This is a genomic window from Parapedobacter sp., from assembly GCF_035556095.1.
In the GTDB taxonomy this organism is placed as follows: domain Bacteria; phylum Bacteroidota; class Bacteroidia; order Sphingobacteriales; family Sphingobacteriaceae; genus Parapedobacter.
This window is the reverse complement of the sequence record NZ_DATMFT010000009.1, coordinates 1-21,574: the sequence shown is the minus strand read 5'-3', so window position 1 is coordinate 21,574 and position 21,574 is coordinate 1. Positions and strand designations below refer to the sequence as shown.

The window sequence follows — 21,574 nt, the reverse complement described above, 5'->3', positions numbered from 1 at the left end:
ATATGGATAAACACCAGCTGGAAGCTGGGTATTTCGGTGATCTCCACCATGCCCTCGTGCAGCTTCGGGAAGCGCTTGGCATACCTGGTGTTCATGCCCGACCAATGGTTGAGCGAGAGGCCATATTCGCCGGGCGGGATGGCCGTGTGCCCCGCGATCTTCTCCTCGCGCACGGTGTCTTCCAGCAGGTAGCAGCAGAAAAGGCCACCGATATAGAGGTGGCTGAGGGTACTGTGCTTCCCCCCGGCCACACGGATGATTTTCGTTTCCATGTTGTGTGCTTTTAAATGCTCAATCGGAAAAAAGCAGCGGGGCAGGAATAGCCCCGCTGCGATGGTCTCCGGTTGTCTAATAGCCATTAAGGTAAAGGCTACCCCTCGGGTTCCTCCACTTCATTTTCCAGCACCAACGTTCCGGCGAACACACTGTCGGAGGTCTTCTCTCCATCACGGTTTACCATAAATACCCATGCCACCAACTCGTCGCCCACGAAAGAGGCAGGCATGCTGATGTCCATACTTCCCGCGCTACGCTCCGTTCCATCGTACACGTTCATGAAACGCTTGGAAACATTATACACCACCACTACCGCTTCGTCGTCGGCAAAGCTGGTATATTTGTTGGTAACGGGGTCCCAGTTCAGCGTGAGCTGCCCGGGTCCGGTTTGCACAAGCACCGCCGATTGGGCCGGGCCGAGTCCGCCCTGCGCCAATACCACCTCGGCATACACTACCGTAAAATCAGGGTATTCCCCCGTTATTGCCTTGCCGATCATCAGCTGCAACGCCCGGTTGTAGCCCGTTTGCCTGCCCTGCAGCTTGTCGCTGAAACCCAGGTTGAGCAGCGGCTTAATCGACCGCAAGAAATTGACCGCCAGCGCAAACTTCGCTCGCTGCGCCAGCTGCGCCGGTGAAGCCGGTTTCTTGCTTGGCTTGGGTAAACTTTTCATGTAGTTGATGTGCCGCCAGCTGCTGCCCACCGTGCTGCCGATGGTACCCGAGAATGCACCGTTGATCCCTTTTTTGAAAACTGCCATAATTGAAAAATTTTAATTATTAAAAAATCCGTTTGTTACTCCGGAAAGCATTGTCATACCGGTATTTTCGCTTTCTGAGCACAAACGTAGGCGGGTAAGCCGCCCTATTCAACTTATGGCAGTGATTGGCAGCAATTGGCACCAATCAGTGCCAATCACCGCCATTTCTTCGACAGTTGTTCGAGTCGCCTTCGACTGCGCTTCGACAATCGTTCGGGGAACCTTCGAGAAAGGTTCGACACGCCTTCGACAATCCTTCGGCAGGCGTTCGACAACCCTTCGGCAACCGGCCGAACACGAGTCGAACAGCACCCGAAGCAGGGCGGGACAACGATATAGCCGATCCCGGACCCATTCCGATCGGCAATCAGATCCGGCCGCGGCGCTTACTCTCCATGCGCTCTTTCTCCAGATCGCGCCGGTAGAAAAAATCGGGACCTTCCCACTTGCGGGGCGTCAGCTTGCCTTGGGCTACCTTGCGGTAATACGTTCGTGGGCTGATACCCAGGTAATCGATGACATCGGGCAAGAAGAGTTTAGCCTCTTCGGGAGGAAAAGTTCGACGGATAAAGGCAATGATTTCAGGCAGGTTCTTTGCCAGTTGTTCGAACAGGCCGCTTTCATCCAGCTTAATAAAAACGTGTGCAATGGCAGTCAAGTTGCCTTCGATGGACGCCAACCGTCCATCCATGTTTTCCATGTGCTTTAACATCGTAGAATGGGTGTTAAAGCCAACGCCTATCCGCCGGACCGTAGCAACGGATCCGGGCCAGGACCGCTCCTGCCCGCAAAAAACCCGTTTCACCAAGAATGGGGATGGCTTGGTAAGTAATTAGTACATAACGCTATTGTTAAGACGGGTCTTGGCCGGTTTTGTTACGCCGGCGGCGGTACCACCAATAGCGGAAGCGTAACCAAAGTAAACCAAACACCGACGATCCTAGGATACGGTTGGGCACCGTGTCGGGAAAAAACTGGTTTACCGGTGTTTTTAGCGCCTTGCCTAACCGATACAAGGTTTCGCCTTCCGGAAACACTTTACCGCTTTCGATTTGGTTGATAGATGGCTGCGAACGGCCAATAGCTTTCGCCAATTCACTTTGGGTCATATTCCGCGCATAGCGGAGCTTCCTAATGCGGACGCCGACCTCTGATTTGTAGCTGTCAAACTTCATACCATCGACTCTTTAATTAAATATTACCATGAATAATATAAGCACTACTTATATAATCAACTGCTTATTAGGTGTTTACATTTTAAAAATGGAATTTAGCCCTTGTCTTCCAATGTCGGAAGGCATTAACTAAAAACAATATGTATACGAACACAGCTCATCCGTCAACCTTGCAAATCCCAACGGGGATGGACCGCCTCAACGTCGAACAATCGGAAACCATCCAAGGCGGTAAACGCCGGGAGGGATCGTTGCTCGGCCGGGCTATCATCGGTGTAATCGGTGGAATGATTGTACCAGGCGGATTCATTATCGCTTTCTTCTAATACGAAGATTGAGATCTCAGTGAGGGAAACGGGCCTGATTAAAAAAGCCAGCAACATACCCGCAAGAGCGCCATACAGATGGATGGCGCCCGCGGGCCCCCTCAAACATAGCTGCACAACCAAAACGAGTAAAATGACGAACGCAATCCATAATGGCCGTATATCTGTGAAGAAGCTAGGCATTCCAAGTATCGGGTCCACGGGAAAATACATCAAGAAAAACATAAAAGCCGCCAAAATGACTGCCGACGCACCGGCCGACCAGTGCAATGCATTTCGGCGGTGTTGGATAGCGGCGAGTAGGGCCGCGAAGGCTGATGAAAGCGTCAGGAACATAAGCATAAGCAAACGGCCTATCCAAGGGCCAAAATCGTCGATAAGCATGTATTCGATTTCGGGCAAACTCAAACAAAGCAAGCCACCATTGATCAGCAAATGCCGCTCGTCTACATGTACGAACACGGACGTGAGGGCGGTGAAAGGCCGCTTACCGCGATACAAGGAATACGGGTGCATCCGCAACGCCTCGAACAGCCGCCGATTGCGCAACCCAGCCACGCTGACTGCAACCATGGCTGCAATCAGAAAATAAGCAAACGGTGCCGCATGTAATGGAGCAAGCATGAACAATCGATTTTAGGTCCGAGTAGGACAAAAAAGGGTAGCTTTAACGTATTAGTTGGTTCAAAATAACCGATTCTAGCCAAGCATAGCAAACCCTAATTGTAACAAACACATGACAAACATCCGCCAACACGACAGCAGTGACTGTGGTGCGGCCTGCCTAGCGGGTATTGCCGCGCATTACGGCAAGCCGCTTTCCGTCGCCCATATCCGGGTGCTCGCAGGCACCGATTCCATGGGTACCACCTTAGCCGACCTACAGCATACGGCCCTGAAGCTCGGTTTCCAGGCAGAAACCGTGCGCGGCGACTACACCGGATTGGCCCAAGCCCCACTGCCCGCCATTGTGCACCTTGACCATGCCGATACCGGTGCGCATTTCGTGGTGGTAACCCGCGCGGGCCGCCGCACGGTGACCGTATTAGATCCGGCCGACGGGCGGCGCCACCGCTGGCCCTTAGCACGATTCGAAGAATACTGGAGCGGCGCAGCACTCCTTGTCCTGCCCGGCCCTGCCTTCCTCCGCGATGAGCATGAGCCTACCCCCGATTTCTGGCGCCGCATGTTCCAACTGTTGCTGCCATACCGCCGCTACCTGGCCAAGGCCTTTGCCCTAGCCCTATTCGCTACCGCATTGGCCATGGGCGGTGCACTCTTCGTCGGTATCCTTACCGACCGCATCATCCCAGCGGGGCGAGCCGATGTGTTGCACCGTATGGGGCTGGCCTTCGCGGTCATTATCCTGCTCCAGGTGGCGGCCAGCGGCCTACGCAAGTCCATCACGTTGCATACCGCACGGCTCATCGACGGCCGGCTGCTGCGCGCGTACTGCAAACACCTGTTGCAGCTTCCACAAGCCGTGTTTGATAGCATGCAGCCCGGCGAGCTGCTCTCCCGGATGGGCGATGCGATCCTCATCCGGCGGTTGGTCAATGACCTGCTTATCCAATCCGGGGTACCGGCGTTGTCGCTGGTTCTGGTGCTGCTCGTGGCACTTGCCCGCTACCCCGCATTGGCGGTATGGCTGCTGCTGAGCGTCGTTGCTTATACGGGCGTGTATTGGGTGAGCACCGCCCTGCACCGTATCCTCCAGCGGCGGTTGCTGGTTGCCGATGCCGCACTCGATGCACAATTCACAGCGACCTTCGGTGCCATAAGCACCATCAAGCAGCAGGGTGATGAACGCCTGCATGGTTTCCGACTGGATACCCGTATCCACGATTTCCTTGCCGCCACCTTCCATTCGGCACGGGCCAGTCTCTGGGCTGAAGAAATCACGTCGTTTTTCGCCCAGGGCTTTTCGCTGGCGTTGCTCTGGGGTGGGGGCTCATTGGTGCTCGGCGGTGAGCTTTCCCTCGGTGAACTCGTGGCATTTTACACGATCAGTGGCTACTTCAGCGCAGCCGCCGCCCAGTTGCTGCCGCTCGCCCAGCACGTGCAGGAAGCCCGCGTAGCCGCTGAACGGCTTTCCGGCTTGTTGGATATTCCGGTGGCGCACCCACCGGGCTCGACACGGTTCGAGCCCGATGATATCTTTCCGCTGGTGGTAGACGGCGTATCCTTTAGCTATGGCCGTGGCACTGAAACGCTGCGCGGTATATCGTTGGCCCTGTCGCCAGGCACCATTACGCTTATCCGGGGAGCCTCCGGCTCGGGAAAAAGTACCCTGCTCGCTTTACTGCTTGGCCAATACCGGCCTACAACCGGCCGCATCCAATTGGGCATCCATCCGTTGGAATTGGTGGCCAAGGACATCCTTCACCGGCATGTCACGATCGTGTCCCAGCGCATCCAGTTGTTTGATGATACGTTGGTGGCCAACATATGCCTGGGTGATACACCCGACCTGGAACGCCTCGAAGCCCTCTGCAACGAACTCGGCTTGCTACCGCTTATCCATTCGTTGCCACAGCAGCTCGATACGCCGCTGGGCCCCGACGGATGCTTACTCAGCGGCGGCCAGCGCCAGCTCGTGGCGTTGGCCCGTGCACTTTACCGCAGACCCAAGTTGCTGCTGCTCGATGAGGCCACGTCTGCCCTCGACATTGCTACTGAGGCCCGCGTACACCGCCTGTTGCTTCGCTGTAAAGCTAACGGCATGGCCATCCTGTGGGTGAGCCACAGCGGCAGCAGCCTTTCGCTGGCAGACACCGTATACCAATTGCACAACGGCTCACTCACGCCTTTCACCGACCGCTCCGCACCCCTGGGTACTGCCGCCACCGCCATACCGGACCATGGCGTGGCGGCCAATGCCCATACCATACAACCCTAACCGTAAACGCCGTGCTCCCCGCTATCCAGGTAACCGATGAAGCTGCCCGCGTGCATGATCCGCAGACTGTAGCGAACGCGATTGCGGATTGCAAACACCAATTACCCGGGGCAAGCAACGGGGTATGGCGGCACAGGTATTGGCAGGTATCGGAGCAGGCCTATGATCTACCCGATGTTTATGTGAGTTACATCGAAGTGAGGGCTTACGCGGCGGGAACCATCCCGATCCAGTGCCCCCGGTATGATCTTTATTGGCTGTACGTGCTGCAAGGCCGGCTGAACATTACCGCTCACGACAGCCGGAAGATACTGGTCAGCACCACCGAAAACCGCTACCGTGTGGCTTATCTTCCAACCGGGCGGTATGGCTGTCGCTTTAAAGCAGGCACCCACCGGCTCCTTTATGTGGTACACAAACCTTCCGCACTGTTCCGCGAAGAAAGCCCCGAGTTTGATATACCAGCCAACGTGATTGCCGCCGTGAAGGACCAACTGGCTGTCCATGCGGTGAGTGCCCCCCTATCCATGCAGGATGGCGCAGCCGAATCCATCGAGCGGTTTCTGCATGCGCCGGGGCAAACCTTTCTCAGGCGCAAGCAGGCGCTGCAGAACCTATCGCTCGACCTTATTTTCTGCGCGCACGAATCGTTAGGCCACCAAGCGGGGCAGCGTGCTGTCGATGCCGAGTGGGCGGTGAAGATGAAGAATCATATTGACGCAAGTATCGAATCGGGCGAGCAGGTGAACATGCATACCGTTGCCAGGCACTTCCGGATATCGGTGGATTATGTGCGATTGATTTTTAAGAGCTATTTAGGGGAGCCTATCGGCAGCTACATCTCCGGCCAAAAGCTGGAAGTTGCAGCGCGGTTGCTGGCCGAGGGTTCAGCGCCTTCCGTAGCAGCACGCTACGTCGGCTGGACGCCCGCCTACTTCAGCCGTGCCTACAAGGCACGGTTTGGCGCGCCGCCAAAAAAGACCAAGCCTTATTAAGGAAAGCGTCGGTAAATTTCTTTCCGGTGGGCCATTACGATAAAAGTTACCACACCAGGTTGCTCCAATTCAATGCCAACACGGTAATCGCCCATTTTTATGCGGTAATAAGATTTATAACCCTTCAGTTTTTTGAGCTGCTTAACATCATTCAAATCCTTAGCAGATTCCACTTCACCAATGACGTTCTCAATCTTCTGTTTTAATGAGGCATCCTTAATCTTCTCAATAGACTTTAAAAAAGATTTATCAAATTTCAGGTTCATGAAGGGGTAGATGTTAGGTTAACGCTAAGACCGCAGCGCCTTCATCACGTCGGATTTGTCTACGTATTCACCCGTTTTCACCGAGCTCATCAAATCACCCAAAAACAAATCTTCCGTTTCTGTAGCACTAATGGATTTCACGCGATCGCCAAGCCTCTTTGCTAGTTCGGCAATCAGCTTTACGTTCTTTGGATCAGAACTCTCGATAATCAATGTAGCCATTTAATCAAAAACTATATACCTAACAAATATAGGTATATTCAAATTAAAAACCAATTACGGGTGCGGCTGCATTTGCTAACTCTTCCTAAACAAGAATACAATATATTTAAATCCACCTGCGGTCGCAACGGTGAGGCCAATCTTCAATCGCGACTTATTGATCTCATAGACATCGAACGTCACGCTATCTTCTCCGGCGCCTACGGTCAGCTTCTTCGCTACCTCATCGTACACATAAGGCTGACTTGCCAACTCAAATTCTTGGTCTATCCCATACGAACACGGAGAGCCGTTGTCGTCAACAGCTATTTTGCCATTCTTGAAAGCAAACGTATCATCCAGTTGGCAGTCCTGCCAGGGGTAATATTGATGCTTGGTATGAAAGTCGTGATCACTGGCATAACGAAACTCGCCGGGCGGGTTTGATACCGGATTTTCATCGATCCTCACAGCCTGCCAGCGCGTGCCCGCCAGCAGATCGGTAGGGTCGCCGCCATTGTCGTTTTTGGCGCAGGAAATTGCCGTACAGCCACAGAGCACCAGTAGTAGCACGCGAATCGTTTTCATCATTTTAATCAGCGTAATATACGGTTCAATTCACCCTGCTAAAGTAATGAATTCACCGCATTAACAGCATTACCAAATAAGTCAAGAATTCTCATACCAGATAAGTCAAAAGTACCTCTCCGGCCTGCCCTACTTTTGCTTTTATGAACAAGGCAAAAGACATCACCATCAAGTCAAAAGACACCATCGCTAACGCGGAAGCAATTCGGTCTGTTCCGGCTACCACGCCAACCATGATGGAACACTTTCGGCGGTATCTGCAACTGAGCCATAGCAACGAGGACTTACTAGTTGGTGCGGGGTTCGCCATGCTCGGCCCCCGTCTTATAGTCGTCCCCCATGCAGATTCTTTTATCATCCGGTTTTCCAACCCTATCTACACCAATGGACATGTGGCGTACCTCACACTGGCCAATGGCACCGTGGAATGGCGGTACACACGCGTAGCGGCACCCTGCGCGCACTGCCCGATTGTAAGCGACCCGGTGCTGATGCAATGGCTGGATGGACTGTTTGCTGCCTTTTACCTCCAAGCCGAACTCCCCGAATCACTAAACGGCGCACTTGAAATGCTCGGCCCATGGGACCGTGTACGTTGGGTGCGGACCAACTTATTTGAGGGCGGCCGCCCCGAGGAAACACTTTCTGCGGAAATCGACCTATGGGTGTATGACCTTAACTGGACCGAACGACTGGAGACTTTCCTTTGCTGGATCTCCGAGGGGCTGGATAAAGACAAAAAGCATTTCCGCTACGCCGTTTGTCGCGAAGGTGGCGAACGCACCGCATTCTACTTGCTCAGCTTCCGCAAGCGGGAGGTCAAGGCTTTTCCAGAAAATAAAAAACAACCTATCCTTTACCTGGCCAACGTGCTGAATAGCATCCTGCAGCCCGACTATGAGCTGCGCCGCTTCATAGACCCTAAGTTGGGCAAAGATGGCATACTGATGCCGCTGGCGCCCGGGGACTGGGAAGCGCTGACAACCACATACGGTCCGATGGCCATCGAGGCAAGGTTCAGAGGTATATCGAAACAACCAACGGAAGGAGGCACACCATGAGTCCTTGATCGATTCCGGCAAATCCGCCAAGGCCGCGGAAAAGCCATAAACAAACGGACGGTGCAAGTCCATGTTAAAAATTGCTGAACAAAACTACAAAACATCATAAGATGATTACATTACAAACAATTACAGGCTTATTAATAGCCGCCGTGCTGAATGTACTGGGTACAGGTCAGCACGAAGTCGCCCAGGTTGAGAACGAACCCGTGGTGAAGGAAGTAACTGAAAAGCAAAACAATGACCGCTGGTTTTTAATCGAGCCCAAGAGTCCCTTCGGTAATCAGGATGATCAGGACAATCAAGAGATTACTGCCATGCTCGATGAAGATGCGGATCCCGGATGCAACGAAGAGGACATCATTTGCGCAGTAAAGCTGGATGTTACCGGTGTCTCCAGCCCCTCGTCATTGGTTGGAAGCACTGTTTCGGAAGCTCTTGATGATGGTGCGACAGAACCGTCCACAGGTTACGACTACCGATATCACGATTAATTTCTGTCTTTTTTTATCCCGGGAAAAACCAAACGGCTTTAATCCCGGGATTTTTTTGCCCACCGGTTTAAGTCACCGCTCATTTTGCGGATATCCGCCAATCCTTACGGCATCCTCAGGAATTGGCCAGATACAGCGACTGTCATTGGGCGGCAACTCAAACCACTGATCATCTATTTTCCGCACTAATTTCCGTTCAAATTCCGGCTCCCGATTCAGTCGGAGAAAATCCCGCCACGCAATCCCCCGCATGACCAATTCCTTTCGCCGTTCAAGCAAAACCCTTTCCAACACTTCCTTTTGATCTGTTGATTCAATGGCTATAAACGACTCCGCTGTGAAACGGTTCTTCCGTAATGTATTTAGATAATCCAAAGCTACCTCCAAATCACCCGCTCGGGCCGCAGTTTCGGCTTTAATCAAATAAACTTCGTTGATGGACAAACCGGTAAAATAGAACCTGGTTCCGTCATAACTGCCCGAAAACCGCTCATCTTTGAAATACACCTCCTTTCTTAAGTCACCCTTTTCATAACTGGCAACCAAGGTTGTATCCGGATTGTAAAACGAGCGCGGCAAAGCAATGTCATCGCCCAGCAAAGTATGTAGAATCACCTCTTCATTTCCCTCACCATTTAAAGGGAGGGGAAAAGAAAGGGTCAGATCAAGCGTATTAAAATCGATTAAATGCTTTTTTATATCCAAGCATTTGGAAGCGTACAAGCCGGCTTCATCATATTTTCCCATCTGAAGGTAGCAGCGCGCCAACAATGCAAATACCGACCATTTGCTGGGTCGATAGAGCACCGAAGGCAAATCAGGCAAAAGGCCTTCTGCCGTAGTCAGATCTGTTATTATCTGCCGATAAGTATCGGCAAGCGACGCGCGGGGTTCCACCTCCATCACGTCGGGCTCAAGCCTGAGCGGCAACCCTAACTTCTCCGTTGCCCCCTCGGTATAGACCGGTGCGTACAATTGGGCAAGGCTGTAGTAATTTAGTGCCCGGTGAAACAAGGCCGCCCCTTTTGCCAGTTTCCATTGTTGGGAATTGCTCTCGTGGGACAGCACACGGTCCAATCCGTCGATAACAACATTTGTCCATAAAATCCGTGTATATCCCCGCGTCCAATCAATTGACAGGGGTTCGTTACCTTCGTACACTACCTTATTCCACGTGTAGGCATTTTTCTGGTAATTGTTTGCCAAGCCAACCGGGAAACCATGGTATTCCTGATCGGTCATATAATACTCGTCGCTTCCGATAAATGCCAATACATGGCTGCTATATTTGTTCATCATTTCATGGTAGTCCATTAATCCGAGGTAGTCCTCCAGGGAAGCGGGGACTCGCTGTCGCTGGTTTGGTTTTGTATCAAGAAACGCCTCGCCACAAGCGGTAAAAAGTCCTAATGAAAGAATGAAAATGAATGTTTTCATGTTATTCAGATATCGTAGAATTAAAAATTAATTTGTACTCCAAAAGCCCATGTACCGGGAGCGACGTAGACCGCATCCGTATAATCCGGATCGATGCCGTTCTTATTCGCTTTCCACAATATACCCAGGTTGCGGGCGTAAGCATAAATCCGAAAGGCCTGTATGCCAGTTGCTCCCAATAGGTTTTGCGGAATGTTATAACTTAGGCTGATGTCCTGAAGACGGATGTGGTCCCCTTTGGTGACGAGTGCTTCGGATTCCAGATAAAACAGTCCGGCATTTGAACCATTCTGCTGATAAGCAGGCACATTTGTAAAGCGCTCGTCACCGGGTTTCTTCCAGCGCTTAAAGTAATCCATGTGAATGTCTGGTGAAGTTAAATATTCGTATCCTGGAGCCTGCGACTTTCTTCTAAACACATACCCTGCTTTAAAGCTTACCAATGCACTCAGTTCGACTCCCTTCCATGAAAACCCATTCCTAATTGATCCGAAAAGTGGTGGCACCCGTACTCCCGCAATCAAGAGATCCTCCACGCTGTAAAGATTAAAGTAGGGTTTGGAATAATCTGTGGTGGGCCGACCATCCACATATACTATGGGCATGCCTGTCGAACCGTCGAGTCCATACCATGGGATTGAATAAAGCAGATCAACGGACTCACCCTCTTTGACCGGGTTTGAAGACAGATGCTGGCTGACGCTACTTTCCGGGCCGCTATAACGGGTAACGTGATTATAGGTATAGCTTAAAAGCCATGACGTGTTCCATTTCAGAGCGCCCACCAGGTTGCGCGTTTCGACCTGTACATCCCACCCTTCGGTCATCAAATCCGCATAATTGACCATAAAAGTGCTTCCCGCACCAATCGTCGGATCGATTGCCCGGTTTCCAAGCAGGTCATGCGCCTGTTTGTTGTAATATTCAAGACTTCCGCTTATGCGGTTACCAAACAGACGCCAATCAATACCGGCATTAAACGTATTTACCTGCTCCCAACGTAATGAAGGGTTTCCGGGGTGTCTGAGTATAGACTCTTTCAATCCGGTGAGGCTATTTGTCCCTACAGTTATGGTGGGGTAATGGCTTTGGCTTTTATCGATATTGCCGGCACTCCCATAGGTTGTTCTCAAACGGAGATAATCAATACCCCCCACCTCAAAAAACGGTTCGTCACTCACGGTCCAACTGCTGCCTATAGACCAAAGCACGGTGCCCCTTTGGTTGGTTTTTACCCCCAGCAAATTGCTGCCGTCCCACCGCAGACTACCGGAAAGGATATAGCGTTTGCGATAGGAATAAGACAAATTACCAAAATAGGAAAGAAAACGGTCGGTCGTCCTTACCGGTGCTTCTGCCGCGCTGGCCACGTTCAGCATCTTTGCAGATCCCTGCGGTCTTGTCGGGTAGGACTTCCTAAAATCCAGATCGGTGGTTCCGGTCCCCACTTCTGGTTCATAGTTATAGATACGGAGCGCAGGAGTCATATCCAGAATACGCTGCCGGATTTCCATACCGGTCAGGGCAGCAATGTGATGCTCACTTCCGAGCGACCGGTCTAGATCAAGCTGTACCCTGCCCGAATGGGTAACGTGCCGGGAAGGTTTACCCATATCCAAAATTCCGCCATAAGGCACCGGTGATGTCCCATCGTCCTGGGTAAACCGATTAACATAATCCCGCACAAAATAGCTTTCGGGATCGTGGTAAGAACGGCTCCACCCATCCCCACCCGTATACTGGTAGTTGGCATGAAAATCAAGTCCGTTCAGAACATTATACATCACCCCGCCGATCAAGCGGAATTCTTTACTGCCAAACGTATTGTCAAGCAGCCGTTGCTCATCCAGAGGCCGGTACATCCAATCGAGCAACCCCTCTTTTTGAGATTGCTCACGGAAGGCCTCACGGAATTGACTGGCCGTTACGCCCGGTGTACCATCGGCATTTACCAGTGCATCATAGATTTCGCTCGGTGCCAACGAAAAAAACAGATCATTGTACTCGATGCCGTTATTCGTACCTCGTTGATCGGTATACCACACCGCGCCCGAAAATTCCAGATTCGGCCTGATACGGAAAGTGTTCTGTAAACTGAGGTTTATGCGCTCAGTACCATCGCCGACAACGTTTGATACCCGATGATCATATCCCGCCGTCAGCCCATATCGGTAATTGCTTCCCCCACCACGGACCGATGCGCTATATTGCTGTGTTACCGATGGCTGATAAAGATAATTCATGGCGTCCCGTCGCAGATCCGTCTGCCGCATGAACGACTCCCTTTCCTTAAATTCAGCTTCGCCGATGAGGCCGTCACGCTGTTTAATTAACAGTTCCACGTATCGCGGAATATAAGTCTGGTTCCGCTCCCGATAGGCTTCTCGTCCAAACATTTCCTTCTGTATTTCCATAATCGTAGGAGCGGGCAGAAAACTCTGGTTATACAATAAATCGGGCTTCTGTCCGATCAGTACATTGGCACTTACCGACACCCGTGCAGATTGATTATATTGGCCACTTTTGGTATTGATAACAATCACTCCGTTTCCTGCCCTTGCGCCCCATATGGATGCAGCGGCTGCATCCTTCAGGACGGTAACGCTCTCGACATCGTATGGGTTGATGGTGTTTATATCGCCTTCGTATGGAAAATTATCGATTACGATAAGCGGCCTGCTATCGGCCTCTATGGTGCTCAACCCCCGTACACGGATGCCCGATGCTTCCGTTGACTGGGGCTCGACAAATTGAAGCCCTGGGACGGTTCCCTCGAGCCGCTGGAGAATATTAGGGCCCATTGAACGGTTCAACAGACCGTTATCCACAAATTCAAAAGAACCGGTGGCCCGTTCTTTGGGGACTTCGTAATATCCCGTACTGACCACCACTTCCTCCAGGGCGTTCGGATCGGCATCCAATCTAATGCTCAGTGGGCCGGTTTGGCCGGCTTGAATAGGCACTTTCTTGTTGAGATACCCGACAAACGACACAAGCAGGGAGTCCGCCCGTTTGGGCACCGGCAGCACAAAGGAACCGTCTTGGGCAGTCGCCACCGTACCCTCTGAATGCCTGTAGCGCACACTCGCGCCGGCCAGCGGATTACCTTCTGCGTCCGAGACCACTCCATTCAACTGTTCTTGGGCATGTAGACCGCCACTCAGGCAAGAGACGGTCATAAACAAAAGAAAAAAATATTTCATAAATATTTAAATTAGGGTTGACTGTTGTTTTTGCGGTTTTCTACTTGATATACGACCAGTATGGGCAGCTCACGGCTTTCAATGTCGAGTTTAAGTCCATATTGTCTCAGTACTGACTGAATTTCAGCCAAGGGGCGATTGCGCTCCCGGAGCCTTCTGGGTAAACTAAAAGTGGATTTGAAGTTCCCCTCGATTCCGGTACTGTCTGCCACCTCACGGATCGTGAGGTTAAGGTTGGGATTATCACGGATAGCGGTGCTGATGTTGTGCACCAACGTTGAAAATCCGTACCCATAAAACGCTAGGTTCTTCTCGTCATGATCCGTGTATATTGAATCTGTCCGGGCGACCAGGTTATTTTTCGCCTGCTCGGTATTCTGTATGGGTTCTAATACGGCATACTTCTGGAATCCCTGTTCCTTAATTTCTGCCCGAATATCAAATCGGCTACTTAGAAACGCGTTCAGGTCGTGCTGCATGATCCTCCTTGCTTCCTTATCAGTAAGTAAACCCGGATAAATCAATTGATAGCCATAATAATTATCGGCCCTCCATTGCTCCCTCCTAGTGATATAATCCGCGGAATATTCAGGCTGAACTTTCCAATTTATTTTCTCGAGGAAGCTTTCCGGCACTTCCCAATCGATTCCCTGCCGTATGTTTAGATAAGGGTGAATGTCTGGCTTATACGCTTCGTACAGGAGGTTGGTAATTGGCCAATTCCACATGTATAAAAATGTGGAATCATTACGCTGTTCATACGTTGGGAACACCTTATCTTGATCGGGAAGGTATCCGATGATACGGCTTTGTGATTTGACCACCGCCGCAGTATCTTCCCAAATAGTTGGTAAGGCTATCGGTTGGTACGGGTTGATGGCCTGTACATTTCGTTTATTTACAAAGTTGACCCGCCGGTTTTCAAGTAAAGCAGTGATCGTTTCTTTTGTGAGATAGCCAAATTTGGGTACGGCCAATAACCTTCCGTCCAGAATCCATACGTCTCCCCAATCCGGAAGGTATCGGCTCAATGCAACCCGATCAAGGAGCGTATCATTTACAACACTCGGCAAGCTCCATTCTCGGTTTTTGATGAGTGAGAGGGACTGCTCGAAGTTTTTAGAGCGGGTAAGTACCGGTAACGCGGCAAAATCATCACCAAAATCACTTTGCCACCGGTTTATCTTATCTATGGCTTCGATACAGGGTGGGCACATTGAACCCCAGAACTCCAGAATAAGCAATCTGGCACCCCGATAGTCATTGAGCGTGATTATATTTTTTCCATCCGGATGGTTTACCACCTGTAAAGGAAGCTCCCATAATGCTTCGGGAATAGTATCCCCTATTTGTAAAGGTTTGATGTCTGCGACTGCCGTAGCCGCAGGCTCCGCCCCTTGGGCGGAAACCTGCTTCACGGCATACAAACACATGGTCGTCAATACAGCCAGTAGGCTGAAATATCGTATATAAGTGCGTTTAAGTTTATGTTTGGAAAAGGCATACCCCTCCCCTATGCGTAAAATTCGCTTCATTTATCATTGGTTTTTAACGGTTTAAGAAAAATTCATTTCATAATCCGACCAACCAATGCGAAGAAAATTTATACGTTTTACTTGTTAGTATGGAAAAAAGCGTCTACTTTTAGCTGTTGCAGAGTAACCGAAAATAAACACCTTCTCCAACCTGAACAAAAACGGGTTTTTTCATTCAGCATTGGGGTCGGTAGCAACCAAAGAAGATGGGGGTGTACCCTGTATTCAGGGCAGGCCTTTTTTATTGCCCGCCTGAACTTCCTATGGGTTGCGATATTTTCGGACGCATTATACAGGGCGACGCTTCACGTTTTTTGAAATAGGTTGTAAGGACTGGGCATGTACCGGTTGGGCATCGCATTGTGCAATACCTTCCGCAAGTGAATTGCAGACTAGGTGCTTTGGTTGTTTGGTAAATATCGTTCTCATAATCGCTATGGTTTATGATTACGACGTGCACTCAAGAAGCTTAAGGGTAAGCAAATTGGTAAAAACCAATAGAGCGAACTCTTATGCTTTGGATGTGGCACCGCCAAGCGCCCCTTAAGTCGAAACCTAAGTTCCACAAAGTCTTATAAAGAGTTCGCTCTATTGGACTATATCGCAAAGATACAAAATCCAATAGAAAGCGAACTCCGCATCGACTCATGTGGAATATTGGCGGTTTTCACCCATGAGTGACATCGTAAATGAGAGTACTTCTCTCATTCAAATTCGCATATCAACGGAACAAATATATAGCATTAATATGACTTTTCAAAGTATTTCAATTAAAAGTCACATAAATAATTAATATGGCAACACTATTAGGAGCTTATCTGAATAAACTGGGGGTGAGGAAAGAAAAAGTTAGGGGCTTGGCAAATATAAAAAGCGCCAGAATGAACGATCTGAATAACAAAGATACAGCTAAGCCCTTACCGGAGGAGTTTTATAAGATCATTTTCATAGCAATAAAACTATCCGATTTAGAAGACAAAGAATTCGTAAATGCAATAAACTTCATTTACCCGGACAGGCCAAAAAACAACCTTTTGGGAGGGTTTCAGCATTTGCCAAGGGATGTGAGGTTTCTAAAGAAACACATGCTTAAGCAAAGTGAAGTGGAACAAAATATTGGGATGGCAGAAAACAAAATTAGCAGGCTCGTAAATGAGAAAGCTAAAGATTTATTGGCCGTGGAATTAATATGCTTTATAGAAGGTTTAGGACTGGATGTGTTAGAGACTTTCAGAAAATTATACGGGCCAATCGGTGAAGATGAAAGCGCTTCCCTTCCTGGTCCTGAAATTTTAAATGAAAGGACTAAAATAGTCTACCTTTATATAAAAGCTTACAACGAATTGGATGCGCCTAATATGGTGGTTCACATGGCGGATACGATAGTTTTTGACCACTACGAAAACAACCAGTCAACCTTGCATCTGGAAGGGATTGACGAGTTTAAGAAGCAAGCTGCGGAGGCACTTGCCTACTTTACTGAACGGCGACAAACAATCCTATCCCTAACTCACAAACCCAATGCTACGGAAATCACTGTTGCTTATGAAGCAATAGCGGGGATGGATTTCCCAAATGGTATAAAAGAGGGCGATACGATACAGATTTCAGGTAGGTCCGTTTTTGAGTTTTCGCCAGACGGTAAAATTTCAAAACTGACGGATTATAGTTAAAATCATATATCTAGACTCCGCACTTGACAAGCTTATTTCAAATGGTCGACAACGAGTGAGCAACACTGATTGCAAAGTAAGAGAATAAAGACACAGATGATAAGGAAACTAGTGATGATTAAAATGCAATAGAACCACCGATTGTGAAACGATAACATTATAAACCGATTGATTATGCCAGAAAACAAAACCAATGAACCTGAATATCAAGCAACTTAACGCGGTACCCACTCTTTACGGGAAACCGTTGATATTATTGTCGCGCATTTAGCAGACTAGCAGACTGAAGTAAGAGATTTTTGACGAAAAGAATTTATGGAATGGATGAATCTACGATTAGGAATAGATTAAGGCAGGCTATTGAAACATCACTTGATCAAGCAAAGTTGATTATCTTATCTGTTAAAAGCAAGTATGAGAGTGATGTCTCTAAAAAAGGAGCTTTGGCAGTAAGGCCCTTTGCCAGTGCGCTTGCTAATTCATTAAAGTGGGCAAACGAACTAAAGAAAAGTAACCGTACGCTGTCTAAACAAATTGATGAGTTTATAAACTCGTTACCGGAGGCAAAGGACTTACGCGACATGTTGGAACACGAAGAAGATTATTTAAGAGGGAAAGGTAGAAAACAAGCACAGTTTAAAAAAGATATGGTTGTCAATGGCGGAAAATTATCCGTTAAAGGAATTATGCCCCCAAGTTATAATGGTAGTTAATGAAGGTGTTTTTGTAAGAGGTAAAGTAAATGTTGGTAATGCTGTTCAACATTTAAAATTACTATATAAGAATTTAGGATTGGATAAATCATTTTCAAAATGACAACCATACTAAGCTATTTAACTCAAGCTACCCTTGATATCGGTACGCTAATCATTTCTCTCGTTTCTGTTATAATCGCCATTATATTCGGCTATAAACACGGCGCCTTATCAAGGAGAACGGTAGAGTTAGAAGAAAGGCTTGATAGATTTAATTATAAAAGAGGAGAAATATTGTTAGCCTCTCTTATTGCGAAATACTTTATTTCTTTCATATCTTCTTTAGACACCGCTAACCCTGCCCAAGCGAAGCAGAAATCTGATGAAGCAAGCCGCCTACAACAGATTCGGATTTGCAACCATTTTATTAATGAATTACATAACCTTTCATCAAATCCGTTCTATATAGAAATTCTTGAAAAGTATCCCGACATAATTAAACTCGAAGTAGCGATGGTAATCAGAATAAAGCAATTAGAGGTTAATACTAATGACACATCAATAGACAGGAATTTGTATAAAATGGTCTACAGCTTACTGAAGCGGTTGGAGGAAAACAAATCGTCAACCATATTTGATACAGAGATATTCAAGAATATGTTGCTAGGCCTAGCCCGATTGAATCAACAAAATCCCGCTCTCTTGCAATAAAATTTGCCTTTAATCGTGTAATCGGTTGTAATTTGTAAGGCTCCTTTTACGGAAGCCCGTAATTTGGTGCAAAAAAAACTGAATTTTTGTGTTTGTGAATTTAATCGAAACCAATGTGCAGCCGCAAACAAGGGTTGGAGTCAGGGGGATATCCCCGCAAAATTCGGCTAATTAAAAAGGGTCGTTATCACCGTCGTGAATAGCCATCTTAAGTTTCAACCCATCAGTAATCTGCGCAGCATCATCTGGTGTAACGATTTCTACCTTCACCTTATCGGTTGATTTATCAGCTAAGAAACTATTGATATATTGAGCTAAATCGGGCTTACCTGTCGGCATTTGAGAGAACAAGTAAAGGTGATAATCTTCATTAGACGTGGCTAACTCATCAATCTGCCCTGCCCAGCGTCGCACCTTATTTTTGATGCTATCTTCACGGAGCAAATCAAAGTTAGCCGATTCGAAAAAGTTGACATGCCCGTTTTGCCAGCTATGGTCGAACGTGATTTCGGCGTACTTCGTGGTTACTGTACGCGGTACGAGATACTGCGAAATGTTCCGTTCGTCGAAATACCGCTTGTACACCTTGGCCCATAGCTCCCGGTCTGACTTCACGTCGTCTCGGCCCTTGTCTAGATGGCGTACGGTAATCATCCGGTGGGCCAGTTCGGCCGTAACGGTATCGAGGTCTACACCCAATGTTTTACGTACATCTGAAAACAACACCGCACTGTCATCCCGCGGGAAAACAGCTCGGGTAATCTCTTCAACCGAGGCATATTGACGCAACGGCAAGTCGTTTTGGAGCGATTGCTTTATTTTATTTAAACCCGAATATAACGTGTGGAGCTGCTTGGTGAGATAACGGGTAGGGATGCCAGAGAATAATTGCGCAATGCCGGCCGCACTGTTTAACAGATCGAACGCGACACGCTGCCCGGCGACATCAAATACAACCACCCCGATATTGAGGAACTCACCCGATACCTTGTCGGGCTGAAATTGCAGCAATTGATATTCGAACGTTTTCATGCTAAAAGTTGCTTAATACCCTGTATAAATTCATCCCGATGGGCAACCATTCCGTCGCAATGATTCTTGATTTCGGTAAACAGCGTCTCATCAAACCATTCGGCCGGAATCAATTCGCCTACTTTATCCCAGAATTCGGCGTCTAAATTAACCAATTTATCGCTAAAATCGGCTAATTCGTCCACACACCCCTTAAGCCGCCTATGCAAACAGTGGGCCGTAATCCACCCATGGTCGTTTTCAGTGATGGCCCATGGTATAGGGTTACGCAGAAAACCCAGTGTTAGCGCAAAGCCGAAAGCCAATTCATGATCAAGCATAACCAGTGTGCTGCCGTCGGTAAGCATATTCGGCTTTTCAAAATTGCGATCTACATTTTCTATCAACAAATCGAACGCAAAAATGTGTTGCCCAATCTTTTTCTGCGCCTCGCCCAAAGGAATATGGTTATCTAAGGTAGGCATATTCTTCAAGTATTCCGACCCGACATTATACCCTAAACTGCGGCTTGCCTTGCCGTAGAAGTCTTTGCCTCGCAGTGTTTCTACAAAATCTTGGCTAACCTCGATAACGGCTGGAATAACGACAGGTATTCCAAGCTCGAGCGCCATAAATGCGGCAACCAACTCCCTTAACCGGCCCTGCGCATGCATGCGTTCGGAATCATTCAGCTTAACGACATACTGGCCTCGTATGCCGCTTTCTACATCGACAGCCGAAACAACCAAGGGCATATTGGCACTATTTGCCAACTCCTTGTGAGCTTCGACAGCGTATACATACGAAAGTTTAAATTCAGGTGCTTTGATAGACAATGGTCGAATTACATTAAATTAGGTGAACATTGGAATTATACATGGTAAATGTAATGTTATTCAACAAGTTATTCAAATATTCTTGGTTTTATCCAAAAAAATCTATCCAAAACTAAATAGCGGTGATATACATTAAAACAAGATGTTATAAAGTTTGGAGTTCAGGGATGAACCTTCTACCTTTATAACAACCAGCACAATTTGGGCTATGTAAGGAGTTCTAATTTGGCGTTTACGAATAAAGCCGAACACACCAAAGCAACTATTATATATTATAAAGCACATAAAAATGTGCTAAACGGTATACGAGTTAAGACTATATAAACGAGAGATATTGATGCGACAGTTAAACCATGAGAGCGTTGAAATTGCTTTAATAGAAGCGATAAGGTTAAATTCGATTGAGGGATTCTCTGATTCTTTCAAGCAAATAATTGCCAAATTAAACATAGCTGGTAATGAGCAGGCGATATATTCAGATGCTTTGTGGAGTCTATACCGAGATAATGGCTCCAACCAAGCTATGTTCCTTAATGATGGCCAAACGAGAACCAACTACAGATTGCTTACTCAGTTTTTACTTATCGCCGATATCTGCACTCCTCCCCCCACAAAACCCCAGTCATTAAATGAATTAAAAACGCTTTTAAGTCATCAGGAAATACATCGTGGGATTCTGAACGAATGGTCCGAAGGTTTTCTTGCTGTCATATACCAGGAGCGCTCTGGCATCATTGGTTGGATAGACTATGTTCCTTCTGCGAAAGGTGATTGGGATGAACTCCATATATTAGATAACAGTTTGCCCTACTGCTCAGTATCATTGGACGCCATTCTACATTATCTAGAATTAGCAGTAACCCACCAAGCCAATGATATGGCTATGCCGCTTTTGGGGAATAATATTACTTTGAAAATTGCCAAGGAACCGATACTAAAGACGGAGATTGAGAAAAATATTGACACGATTATCTCTCGTGAATCTGCACGACGATTCCTGCCTAGTTTTATAAGAGGCATAGTCAATAATGATGCACAGAAATTCCAATCTTGCCTAGAACAATATTCAAAAACTTATCAACAATTCTGCAATGAATTTCTTTGGGCTTTGGGTGCCGCATGTCCGAAAGAAGAGGCATGCCAATCGGCATACAAGCAAGCTTTAGATGAAAAATTAAAAGAAGAGAAAATTTCTAGGCCGCAATATATCAATCTGTCAACAAATTATTTATTCAAAAACATGGATACCATTTCTTTGGCAACCAACTTTGCTAATGAAGCTTCCTCTACGGAAGACTTAAATAGCTTAATTGGTGTATCCGCCCTATGAACTACATATTTGATTCCTGAACCATTTTTTTATAGTTCTGCGGATAGAGGTCCTTTAAGTTTTTATGGTTGATTGCCATGATGTTTTCCAGGGTGTGTTTGA

General features: G+C 48.0%; 21 protein-coding genes. 8 read left to right on the top strand and 13 right to left on the bottom strand.

What is annotated here, in order from left to right; translation table 11 throughout:
- From VNQ80_RS04365 to VNQ80_RS04345, 5 genes are all read right to left on the bottom strand, one after another.
- On the bottom strand, window positions 1-359 hold a 359-nt coding region (locus tag VNQ80_RS04365; protein WP_325636235.1), incomplete at its 3' end, for a DUF5675 family protein.
- 11 nt (window positions 360-370) lie between these two features.
- Window positions 371-1,036, bottom strand: coding sequence for a DUF6266 family protein (locus tag VNQ80_RS04360; RefSeq protein WP_325636234.1), 666 nt, complete (start codon window positions 1,034-1,036; stop codon window positions 371-373).
- Between the two features lie 367 nt (window positions 1,037-1,403).
- Window positions 1,404-1,748, bottom strand: a complete 345-nt coding sequence (locus tag VNQ80_RS04355) for a hypothetical protein (RefSeq protein WP_325636233.1) — start codon at window positions 1,746-1,748, stop codon at window positions 1,404-1,406.
- Between the two features lie 139 nt (window positions 1,749-1,887).
- Entirely contained in the window at window positions 1,888-2,211 is a 324-nt protein-coding gene (locus tag VNQ80_RS04350; protein ID WP_325636232.1) for a helix-turn-helix transcriptional regulator, read from the bottom strand.
- A 164-nt stretch (window positions 2,212-2,375) separates the two neighbouring features.
- On the bottom strand, window positions 2,376-3,161 hold the full coding sequence (locus tag VNQ80_RS04345; protein ID WP_325636231.1) for a rhomboid family intramembrane serine protease: 786 nt from the start codon (window positions 3,159-3,161) through the stop codon (window positions 2,376-2,378).
- Window positions 3,162-3,273: 112 nt separating this feature from the next.
- On the opposite strand from VNQ80_RS04345, the gene VNQ80_RS04340 reads away from it, so the two are divergent.
- Complete coding sequence (locus VNQ80_RS04340; protein WP_325636230.1) at window positions 3,274-5,436, top strand: peptidase domain-containing ABC transporter; 2,163 nt, start codon at window positions 3,274-3,276, stop codon at window positions 5,434-5,436.
- Window positions 5,437-5,447: 11 nt separating this feature from the next.
- Window positions 5,448-6,431, top strand: a complete 984-nt coding sequence (locus VNQ80_RS04335) for a helix-turn-helix transcriptional regulator (RefSeq protein WP_325636229.1) — start codon at window positions 5,448-5,450, stop codon at window positions 6,429-6,431.
- Here VNQ80_RS04335 and VNQ80_RS04330 read toward each other — a convergent pair.
- The 3 genes from VNQ80_RS04330 to VNQ80_RS04320 all read right to left on the bottom strand — a co-directional run bounded on the left by VNQ80_RS04330 (window position 6,428) and on the right by VNQ80_RS04320 (window position 7,489).
- Window positions 6,428-6,697, bottom strand: coding sequence for a type II toxin-antitoxin system RelE family toxin (locus VNQ80_RS04330; RefSeq protein ID WP_325636228.1), 270 nt, complete (start codon window positions 6,695-6,697; stop codon window positions 6,428-6,430). The two genes, VNQ80_RS04335 and VNQ80_RS04330, sit on opposite strands and share 4 nt — an antisense overlap.
- Before the next feature lie 24 nt (window positions 6,698-6,721).
- Window positions 6,722-6,919 (bottom strand): hypothetical protein, encoded by a 198-nt coding sequence (locus tag VNQ80_RS04325; RefSeq protein ID WP_325636227.1) that lies wholly within the window; start codon window positions 6,917-6,919, stop codon window positions 6,722-6,724.
- Window positions 6,920-6,994: 75 nt separating this feature from the next.
- Window positions 6,995-7,489, bottom strand: a complete 495-nt coding sequence (locus VNQ80_RS04320) for a hypothetical protein (RefSeq protein WP_325636226.1) — start codon at window positions 7,487-7,489, stop codon at window positions 6,995-6,997.
- A gap of 140 nt (window positions 7,490-7,629) precedes the next feature.
- Here VNQ80_RS04320 and VNQ80_RS04315 point away from each other — a divergent pair, with 140 nt between their 5' ends.
- Together VNQ80_RS04315 and VNQ80_RS04310 are read left to right on the top strand one after the other, a co-directional pair.
- Window positions 7,630-8,547, top strand: coding sequence for a hypothetical protein (locus tag VNQ80_RS04315; RefSeq protein WP_325636225.1), 918 nt, complete (start codon window positions 7,630-7,632; stop codon window positions 8,545-8,547).
- 110 nt (window positions 8,548-8,657) lie between these two features.
- Window positions 8,658-9,041, top strand: a complete 384-nt coding sequence (locus VNQ80_RS04310) for a hypothetical protein (RefSeq protein WP_325636224.1) — start codon at window positions 8,658-8,660, stop codon at window positions 9,039-9,041.
- A gap of 72 nt (window positions 9,042-9,113) precedes the next feature.
- Here the strand turns inward: VNQ80_RS04310 and VNQ80_RS04305 are convergent, their stop codons facing one another.
- Genes VNQ80_RS04305 through VNQ80_RS04295 form a run of 3 tightly spaced genes read right to left on the bottom strand, consistent with a single transcriptional unit; the run spans window position 9,114 to window position 15,216 of the window.
- On the bottom strand, window positions 9,114-10,478 hold the full coding sequence (locus tag VNQ80_RS04305; protein ID WP_325636223.1) for a RagB/SusD family nutrient uptake outer membrane protein: 1,365 nt from the start codon (window positions 10,476-10,478) through the stop codon (window positions 9,114-9,116).
- Window positions 10,479-10,498: 20 nt separating this feature from the next.
- On the bottom strand, window positions 10,499-13,681 hold the full coding sequence (locus VNQ80_RS04300; protein WP_325636222.1) for a SusC/RagA family TonB-linked outer membrane protein: 3,183 nt from the start codon (window positions 13,679-13,681) through the stop codon (window positions 10,499-10,501).
- Window positions 13,682-13,692: 11 nt separating this feature from the next.
- Window positions 13,693-15,216 carry a hypothetical protein gene (locus tag VNQ80_RS04295; protein WP_325636221.1) on the bottom strand — a complete coding sequence of 508 codons (1,524 nt, stop codon included), beginning with the start codon at window positions 15,214-15,216 and terminating at the stop codon, window positions 13,693-13,695.
- A 794-nt stretch (window positions 15,217-16,010) separates the two neighbouring features.
- Here VNQ80_RS04295 and VNQ80_RS04290 point away from each other — a divergent pair.
- From VNQ80_RS04290 to VNQ80_RS04280, 3 genes are all read left to right on the top strand, one after another.
- Entirely contained in the window at window positions 16,011-16,889 is an 879-nt protein-coding gene (locus tag VNQ80_RS04290; protein ID WP_325636220.1) for a nuclear transport factor 2 family protein, read from the top strand.
- Between the two features lie 320 nt (window positions 16,890-17,209).
- Window positions 17,210-17,602, top strand: a complete 393-nt coding sequence (locus VNQ80_RS04285; RefSeq protein WP_325636219.1) for a hypothetical protein — start codon at window positions 17,210-17,212, stop codon at window positions 17,600-17,602.
- 99 nt (window positions 17,603-17,701) lie between these two features.
- Entirely contained in the window at window positions 17,702-18,295 is a 594-nt protein-coding gene (locus VNQ80_RS04280; protein WP_325636218.1) for a hypothetical protein, read from the top strand.
- Between the two features lie 171 nt (window positions 18,296-18,466).
- Here the strand turns inward: VNQ80_RS04280 and VNQ80_RS04275 are convergent, their stop codons facing one another.
- Together VNQ80_RS04275 and VNQ80_RS04270 are read right to left on the bottom strand one after the other, a co-directional pair.
- Complete coding sequence (locus VNQ80_RS04275; RefSeq protein WP_325636217.1) at window positions 18,467-19,327, bottom strand: DUF3037 domain-containing protein; 861 nt, start codon at window positions 19,325-19,327, stop codon at window positions 18,467-18,469.
- Window positions 19,324-20,142: a HipA family kinase gene (locus VNQ80_RS04270; RefSeq protein ID WP_325636216.1), complete on the bottom strand. Its 819-nt coding sequence runs from the start codon at window positions 20,140-20,142 to the stop codon at window positions 19,324-19,326. The genes VNQ80_RS04275 and VNQ80_RS04270 overlap by 4 nt, the downstream gene beginning before the upstream one ends.
- A 337-nt stretch (window positions 20,143-20,479) precedes the next feature.
- Here VNQ80_RS04270 and VNQ80_RS04265 point away from each other — a divergent pair, with 337 nt between their 5' ends.
- On the top strand, window positions 20,480-21,472 hold the full coding sequence (locus tag VNQ80_RS04265) for a hypothetical protein (RefSeq protein WP_325636215.1): 993 nt from the start codon (window positions 20,480-20,482) through the stop codon (window positions 21,470-21,472).
- Window positions 21,473-21,574 lie beyond the last annotated feature (102 nt).

Excerpts from the sequence above, each read along its gene's own strand:
- VNQ80_RS04360 (WP_325636234.1), bottom strand. The coding sequence starts at position 1,036 with ATGGCAGTTTTCAAAAAAGGGATCAACGGTGCATTCTCGGGTACCATC.
- VNQ80_RS04355 (WP_325636233.1), bottom strand. The coding sequence starts at position 1,748 with ATGTTAAAGCACATGGAAAACATGGATGGACGGTTGGCGTCCATCGAA.
- VNQ80_RS04350 (WP_325636232.1), bottom strand. The coding sequence starts at position 2,211 with ATGAAGTTTGACAGCTACAAATCAGAGGTCGGCGTCCGCATTAGGAAG.
- VNQ80_RS04345 (WP_325636231.1), bottom strand. The coding sequence starts at position 3,161 with ATGCTTGCTCCATTACATGCGGCACCGTTTGCTTATTTTCTGATTGCA.
- VNQ80_RS04340 (WP_325636230.1), top strand. The coding sequence starts at position 3,274 with ATGACAAACATCCGCCAACACGACAGCAGTGACTGTGGTGCGGCCTGC.
- VNQ80_RS04330 (WP_325636228.1), bottom strand. The coding sequence starts at position 6,697 with ATGAACCTGAAATTTGATAAATCTTTTTTAAAGTCTATTGAGAAGATT.
- VNQ80_RS04325 (WP_325636227.1), bottom strand. The coding sequence starts at position 6,919 with ATGGCTACATTGATTATCGAGAGTTCTGATCCAAAGAACGTAAAGCTG.
- VNQ80_RS04320 (WP_325636226.1), bottom strand. The coding sequence starts at position 7,489 with ATGATGAAAACGATTCGCGTGCTACTACTGGTGCTCTGTGGCTGTACG.
- VNQ80_RS04315 (WP_325636225.1), top strand. The coding sequence starts at position 7,630 with ATGAACAAGGCAAAAGACATCACCATCAAGTCAAAAGACACCATCGCT.
- VNQ80_RS04310 (WP_325636224.1), top strand. The coding sequence starts at position 8,658 with ATGATTACATTACAAACAATTACAGGCTTATTAATAGCCGCCGTGCTG.
- VNQ80_RS04305 (WP_325636223.1), bottom strand. The coding sequence starts at position 10,478 with ATGAAAACATTCATTTTCATTCTTTCATTAGGACTTTTTACCGCTTGT.
- VNQ80_RS04300 (WP_325636222.1), bottom strand. The coding sequence starts at position 13,681 with ATGAAATATTTTTTTCTTTTGTTTATGACCGTCTCTTGCCTGAGTGGC.
- VNQ80_RS04295 (WP_325636221.1), bottom strand. The coding sequence starts at position 15,216 with ATGAAGCGAATTTTACGCATAGGGGAGGGGTATGCCTTTTCCAAACAT.
- VNQ80_RS04290 (WP_325636220.1), top strand. The coding sequence starts at position 16,011 with ATGGCAACACTATTAGGAGCTTATCTGAATAAACTGGGGGTGAGGAAA.
- VNQ80_RS04285 (WP_325636219.1), top strand. The coding sequence starts at position 17,210 with ATGGATGAATCTACGATTAGGAATAGATTAAGGCAGGCTATTGAAACA.
- VNQ80_RS04280 (WP_325636218.1), top strand. The coding sequence starts at position 17,702 with ATGACAACCATACTAAGCTATTTAACTCAAGCTACCCTTGATATCGGT.
- VNQ80_RS04275 (WP_325636217.1), bottom strand. The coding sequence starts at position 19,327 with ATGAAAACGTTCGAATATCAATTGCTGCAATTTCAGCCCGACAAGGTA.
- VNQ80_RS04265 (WP_325636215.1), top strand. The coding sequence starts at position 20,480 with ATGCGACAGTTAAACCATGAGAGCGTTGAAATTGCTTTAATAGAAGCG.